Origin of the sequence: Microcoleus sp. MON1_C5, assembly GCF_036701875.1 — a bacterium.
GTDB lineage: Bacteria > Cyanobacteriota > Cyanobacteriia > Cyanobacteriales > Microcoleaceae > Microcoleus.
Genome location: NZ_JAUBRN010000041.1, coordinates 59768 through 66597 on the forward strand (window position 1 = coordinate 59768; position 6830 = coordinate 66597).

Sequence of the window (6830 nt, forward strand, 5' to 3'; positions counted from 1 at the left end):
CCACCAGCAAATTGCCCTGCTGGCAACTAATAACTTTTCCAGTAGCTTTGCCCCGGTTCTGAAGCGAGTTAGCTTTCGCGGCCCACAAAGAACAGCCCGAAACCGCTCGCAGTTGGGTTAAATGTACTTTTCCAGAGTGTTTGCCAGAGTAGTTTTCGGAACTGCCCCAACCACCATATCCACACGTTGACCGCCCTTAAATATCATCAGCGTCGGAATGCTGCGGATACCGTATTGGCTGGCCACGTTAGGATTCTCGTCGGTATTAACTTTTACTACCTTGACCTGCCCTTCATATTGCTGGGCAATTTCGTCTACGACGGGCGCCACCATCCGACAGGGCCCGCACCAGGGAGCCCAAAAATCCACTAGAACTGGAACTTCGCTATCGAGCACTTCCTGCTTAAAGGTAGAGTCGGTTACTTGCGCGGCTGCTGACATCCCTAGCCATCCTTGTAAATACTATTTCTCGGATAACAAGTCTAGCAAAAAGTGTAACCACTTGCGTCAACGATTTTAACAGAAGGCTTCTGAAGGAAGAAGGAAGACGGTAGAAGGAAGAGGGAAGACGGTAGAAGGAAGAAGGCATAAGGTTTCTGAAGGAACAAGGCACTTATGTTTCCGAAGGCACTTATGTTTCCGAAGGCAGAATGCACTTATGGATAAGAAAAATTCTCCGACTCCCAGACTCTCCCACTCTCCCACTCTGGGCCTCTCCGGAGCTACAAGCCTCTGTTCTGTATCTAGTAAGCAAGAGCCAAGATGTCCGGCAAAAAAGGAACCGCCCGAACAGTAGTCCGGGCGGAGTGTGGTGTGAGGAGTGAACGGAAACATGCGTCTCCGCTTCTTATATTGTGACACCTACTTCTCGATAATTCCACAATATTCTGTAAATTTCGAGACTCTTGAACAAATTTTGTCAAGGTATGCTGGTATTCGATCGGTAAATCTACTTACCCATGCCCAACTGTTGAGCTTTTTGATAGACTTTACCCTCAGTCAGCAGAGAAGGAGCAATTACCACTTCCACTTGCTGCATCTCCTTAATATCCTTAGCGCCCAAGGTACCCATGCTAGTTTTCAGAGCTCCGAGCAAGTTGTGCGTACCGTCATCTAGCACCGCAGGCCCCCGCAAAATTTGCTCCAGAGTACCCGTAGTCCCCACGCGAATGCGAGTGCCGCGCGGCAAAACCGGGCTGGGAGTCGCCATCCCCCAGTGAAAGCCGCGGCCAGGAGCTTCGGCGGCCCTGGCAAAGGGCGAACCAATCATCACTCCATCGGCACCGCAGGCAATGCACTTGCAGATATCGCCGCCGGTAATTAAACCGCCGTCAGCAATCACCGACACGTATTTGCCAGTTTCGCGATAGTAGTCGTCCCGCGCCGCGGCGCAGTCTGCTACCGCTGTGGCTTGGGGAACGCCGACACCCAATACGCCTCTAGACGTGCAAGCAGCCCCCGGCCCAATGCCCACGAGAATGCCCGCAGCGCCAGTTTTCATTAAATTCAGGGCGACTTCGTAGGTGACGCAGTTGCCTAAAATTACTGGGATCGGCATCTCTTGACAGAATTGAGTCAAATCTAAAGATGAGATCGATTCCGGGGAAAGGAAAGCTGTCGAGACTACAGTTGCTTGCACAAAAAATATATCGGCTCCAGATTCAGCAACCGTCCGGCCGTATTTGCTCGCGCCGGCTGGTGTACCGCTGACGGCGGCAATCCCTCCTCCAGCTTTAATTTCTTTAATTCTCAGGTCGATTAATTCTGGCTTGATGGGTTCGGCATAGAGTTCCTGCATCAGGGAAACAAATTCGTGGTTCCCGACACTGGCGATGCGCTCTAATATTGGCTGGGGGTCGGCATAGCGGGTTTGAATTCCTTCTAGGTTGAGCACGCCCATTGCTCCCAATTCCGACAGCAAAATGGCCATGCGGACATCGACTACTCCATCCATGGCGCTGGCGATGATCGGGATTTCTCGATCGATCCCGCCAATCTGCCACTTGGTATCTGCCAAACTCGGATCGAGGGTGCGCTGTCCGGGTACAAGCGCAATTTCATCTATGCCGTAAGCTCTGCGAGCGCTTTTGCCCCGCCCAATTTCAATATTCACGCTGTTTCACTTCCACAATGTATTTAAATTAGACTAACAAAAAGTTAGCCCGCCCGAGTTTAGCTATCGCACCGCTGTCTTTAAAAAAAGCTCGGCACTGATTCTGATTGTATTCTGTTGACATCCACCCCGTCCTGAAGAAGCGGGGATTCCCAATCATCACTAATTAGGTTTCTGCTTCGTAGCACCAGCCTTCCGAGATTTACTCTCTTTAGGTCTTGCGGTCGCTCCACAGACTGACACGGCTAGCCCAGCCGCCAAAATATTTTTTGCCGCATTAATATCGCGATCGTGGTTTGTTCCACATTTTAAACAGTCCCATTCGCGAATATTCAATGGCAATTTCTCAACAATGTGACCGCAGTTTCCACAGCGCTTAGAACTAGGAAACCAGCGGTCTATTTTTATCAGCTCTCGTCCGTACCACTCGCATTTGTAACTTAGTTGGCGAATTAGTTCGCCCCAACTAGCGTCACTAATAACGAGAGCTAATTTATGGTTCTTCACCATATTCTTGATAGCCAAGTCCTCAACTACAATCGTTTGGTTTTCACGAATGATTTGAGTCGTCAGCTTATGTAAAAAATCTTGACGTGCATCGGTTATCTGTGCGTAGACTTTTGCTACTTGCACCCGTGCTTTTTCACGGTTATTGCTTCCCTTCTGCTTGCCAGCTAACGTTTTCTGTTTCTTTTTCAACTTCTTGCGAAGCTTTTTAAAATGCTTAGGGTTGGCAATTTTCTCACCATCGCTAGTAGCAATCAGACTGGCGATTCCCACATCCAGACCGATACTTTTATCAATCTCAGGAAGTGGTTTAATCGTGTAGTCATCTACAATTAGGGAAACAAACCAACGCCCAGCGGGTGTTAATTTCACCGTAATAGTAGAAGGGCTGCATTCAGAGGGAATTTTTTTACTCCAGCGAATTGGCAATGGAGTAGTGCATTTAGCTAAGAATACCTGTCGATCTTTCCAACGGAAAGCTGACTTGGTAAATTCAGCACTACCGCCATTCTGCTTTCTCTTGAAATTAGGATATTTAGCACGTCCTGCGAAGAAATTGGTAAACGCTGTTTGAAGGTGTCTAAGTCCTTGTTGAAGTGGCACACAGCTAACTTCATTCAGGAAATCAAGTTCCTCTTCTTTTTTCCAATTTGTCAGCATGGAGGAAGTTTGGCTGTAACCAACCCTCTCTTGATGCTCGTACCAAGCTTCGGTGCGGGCAGCCAAAGCCTTGTTGTACACTAGCCGCGCACAACCCATTGTCCGTCGCAAGAGATTTTCTTGCTCGGCGGTGGGATAGAAACGGTAGCGATAGGCTTTTTCCATCCTCACACTCTAGCATATCTTCTGTGATAGGGTGGATTTTGTATTAGTCCTTTGTAAAGCCGTCCTAAAAGGACGGGGTTTCTACGCATTTTTTTGATGAAATCGAAGGGGATACTTTTCCTCAGCAACGGCCACGGGGAAGACTCGATTAACTGTCAAATTCTCAAAGCTTTGAGAGTATCTGGCGCGGATGTTGATGTTTCGGCAATGCCGATTGTAGGTGACGGGGCTGCTTACCGCCGATCGACCGTGCCCATTATTGGGCCCACCAGTCAAATGCCGTCTGGGGGAGTTTTTTACATGAACCCCCTGTTTTTCCTCAAAGATCTTGGGGCGGGGCTGATTGCTTTGACTTGGCAGCAATTGCAGGCTGTTTGGAGGCATTCGCGCCACTGCGATTTGGTGGTGGCGACTGGGGATATTGTCGCGGCGGCGATCGCCCGATCTACCGACCGCCCCTATATAATTTTTCTGTCGGCTCATTCTAGTTATTACGAAGGGCGAGTCGATTTGGGTTTAATCTTGTGGCAGTTGCTTTCCTCCGAGAAATGTCTGGCGGTTTTTACTAGAGATGCTTTGACTGCTGCTGACTTAAACCGACAGGGTTTAAAGAAAGCTCAGTTTGTCGGCAATCCTGTCATGGACAATCTCAATTCTACGGGCAAAGATTTGCAGTTAATACCCGGAGTTCGGACGATCGCCCTCCTCCCCGGTTCTCGCCTCCCGGAAGCCGCTAACAACCTCGTTTTGCTCCTGGAACTGGTTAAAAAAATTGCTAGTAACTCTACTTTACCGATGCAGTTTCGGGCAGCTTTAGTTCCGGCTTTAATGCCTCAATTAGATGATATTGCGGCGCGCTCTGGATGGCAACACCGATCGGGCAAGCTCATTTTTCCAGCAATCAAACGGTCTTTTTCTGAAGAAAAATTAGTCGAAGTGATGTGCTCAGCCGATGCTTTCGCCGATATTTTGCAGCAGTCTAGTTTAGTAATTGGGATGACTGGAACTGCTGTCGAACAAGCTGTGGGCTTGGGAAAACCTGTAATTGCAGTACCGGGAAACGGCCCTGCCTTTACCTATAGATTTGCCGAGGCTCAAAATCGGCTTTTAGGTGATTCGGTGCAGGTTATTGGCACACAACCAGCGAATTCTGATATTATCAAGGAAGCTGCTTTGGCAGTCGATCGCACTTTGCAAGATGATAAATATTTAGCCAGTTGCATTCAAAATGGTTTAGAGAGAATGGGGCGATCGGGCGGCAGCATAAAAATTGCTAATTACGTGGCAAACTATCTGGGTTATTGATTGTGGTAGGGTGCGTCAGGTTTTAATTTTTCAATCTGCACGAAAAGTCTAATTGTGACGCACCATTTATATCGTTTCCGGTTGCATCGGAATAATAAAATCGAGTCAACAGTTAACACTCAACTATTCATTTTTTCGACCCGCCCGTCAACAGTCAACAGTCAACAATCATTCCGGTGCAACCGGAATTGATATTATTTCCTGCTGCGTCAGTATGAGATTGTTGATTCGTCGCAAAAATAATTGTGGCTGACGCACGCTACTGCTATTTCAACAACTCGGAAACAGTTTTAAACTGGTAACCTTTCGACTGCAAATCCTTGACAATCATCTCAGTTGCTGCTACGGTTTTCGAGCGATCGCCCCCGCCGTCGTGCATCACCACAATCGAACCCGATCGCACATTGTCAATCACCCGATTTGCGATATCTTCCGCCGTGAGTTTTTTTTCATAATCTTGGGAATCCACATCCCACATAATCAGTTTTTTGTGCATTTGGGATAGCAAATAAGACAAAACTACAAATCGCCTACCCCAAGGCGGCCGAAAACTGATAGTGTCTTGCTTAACCCCAACTTCCTGCAAAAGTTTGTCCGTTCTTTCAATCTCAGACAGCAAAACTTCCCGGGGTTTAAACATCATATCTTTGTGAGAGTAGGAATGGTTTGCCAACTCATCTCCCCTCGCGACAATCATTTTCACGATTTCTGGATGTTTCTCAATATTGCGGCCGATTTCAAAAAAAGTTGCTTTAACTTGATAGCGGTCTAAGATATCTAAAAGTTGATTTGTATAAGGAGGATAGGGCCCGTCATCGTAGGTGAGGGCAACAACTTTTACTTCGGTATCGGCACGGTTGATGCCGAAATAATTGTGAAATTTAGTAACTTTAATCAACAGCGATACTGCGAAAAATAAGGCTATTGTGAAAAGCAGAAACTTTTGTAAATTTTTACCGATTCGCATAGCTGCACGCACTCGCTCGAAAATGAAAGTGGATTGTTTTCAGATTACCACAATTGGGAACCTAAATCCTTAAACTATTTTATCATTAATTATTGTCCGTTCCGAGATTTTTCAGTTTGGGCGATCGCACAGTAGCTAGACGCTTCAAGTGCCAGTACACTTGTACGCTACATATAGCGTAAGTAAGTCCAGACCAAAAAAGCAATAATAAAAGATCGCGAGTTGTAGGGGGGGGTCAGGCGATGTATATTCGCCGCGAGTTTACTGCTCCTCTCACCCGCTCCTCCCCATGTTATATTTATTTGTATACTTAACTTTTTTAGGCAGCAATAATTCCCAACATGATTTCACTGCCAGATATCACAATTGTCAGCCAGATTTACGAAAGTGCTAATTCCCTCGTATACCGAGGCATCCTCAAATCAAATCAGCAACCTTTGATTTTGAAACTCCTCAAAGAGGATTACCCCACACCAGCCGAACTCTACCGCTATCAGCAGGAATACGAAATCACTCGCCGTCTCAACCTAGAGGAAACGATTAAAGCCTACGAACTGCGAAAATACCAGAACACACAAGTCATGTTGTTAGAGGATTTTGGAGGAGAGTCCTTAAAAATCCTGCTGGATGGCCGTCCCTTGGCTTTACCAGAGTTTCTCCACCTCGCCATCCAAATCACAGATGCGTTAGGCAAAGTTCATCAAAAAAAGGTCATTCACAAAGATATCAATCCCTCTAATATTGTCTTGAATCCTCAAACCGGACAATTAAAAATTATTGACTTTGGCTTATCTACCATCCTATCCCAAGAGAATACCACCCTCAAAAGTCCTCATCTTCTAGAAGGGACATTGGCTTATATTTTCCCCGAACAAACAGGCAGGATGAATCGAGCGATAGACTACCGCACCGACTTTTATTCTCTTGGCGTTACTTTCTATGAACTGCTAACCAACCAGTTGCCTTTTGAATCCGTCGATGCACTTGAGTTAGTCCATTGCCATATTGCAAAACAACCGACTCCACCTCATACAATCCAGGGCTATTTCATTCTAAACAAGTCTTTGAGGATGTTAAAATTAAAGCCAGCAAGACGTTGAGCTTGAGCCATGT

5 protein-coding genes and 1 pseudogene are annotated in these 6830 nt (G+C 46.6%); 2 read left to right on the forward strand and 4 right to left on the reverse strand.

Annotation, left to right across the window (positions count from 1 at the left end):
- Positions 1–117 precede the first annotated feature (117 nt).
- From trxA to QUA71_RS19450, 3 genes are all read right to left on the reverse strand, one after another.
- A complete protein-coding gene (gene trxA / locus QUA71_RS19440) occupies positions 118–441 on the reverse strand; it encodes a thioredoxin (protein ID WP_006631199.1) in 324 nt (107 codons plus the stop codon).
- Between the two features lie 508 nt (positions 442–949).
- Entirely contained in the window at positions 950–2113 is a 1164-nt protein-coding gene (locus tag QUA71_RS19445) for a GuaB3 family IMP dehydrogenase-related protein (protein ID WP_190660829.1), read from the reverse strand.
- Positions 2114–2275: 162 nt separating this feature from the next.
- Positions 2276–3445 carry an RNA-guided endonuclease TnpB family protein gene (locus tag QUA71_RS19450; RefSeq protein ID WP_333287454.1) on the reverse strand — a complete coding sequence of 390 codons (1170 nt, stop codon included), beginning with the start codon at positions 3443–3445 and terminating at the stop codon, positions 2276–2278.
- A 96-nt stretch (positions 3446–3541) separates the two neighbouring features.
- On the opposite strand from QUA71_RS19450, the gene QUA71_RS19455 reads away from it, so the two are divergent.
- Positions 3542–4750, forward strand: a complete 1209-nt coding sequence (locus tag QUA71_RS19455; RefSeq protein ID WP_333287462.1) for a lipid-A-disaccharide synthase-related protein — start codon at positions 3542–3544, stop codon at positions 4748–4750.
- Positions 4751–5015: 265 nt separating this feature from the next.
- On the opposite strand, the gene QUA71_RS19460 is transcribed toward QUA71_RS19455, so the two are convergent.
- Positions 5016–5648, reverse strand: coding sequence for a polysaccharide deacetylase family protein (locus QUA71_RS19460; protein WP_333287456.1), 633 nt, complete (start codon positions 5646–5648; stop codon positions 5016–5018).
- 410 nt (positions 5649–6058) lie between these two features.
- Between QUA71_RS19460 and QUA71_RS19465 the strand changes: the two are divergent.
- Positions 6059–6757, forward strand: a pseudogene (locus QUA71_RS19465) (serine/threonine protein kinase); the annotation flags it as partial.
- Between the last annotated feature and the right edge of the window lie 73 nt (positions 6758–6830).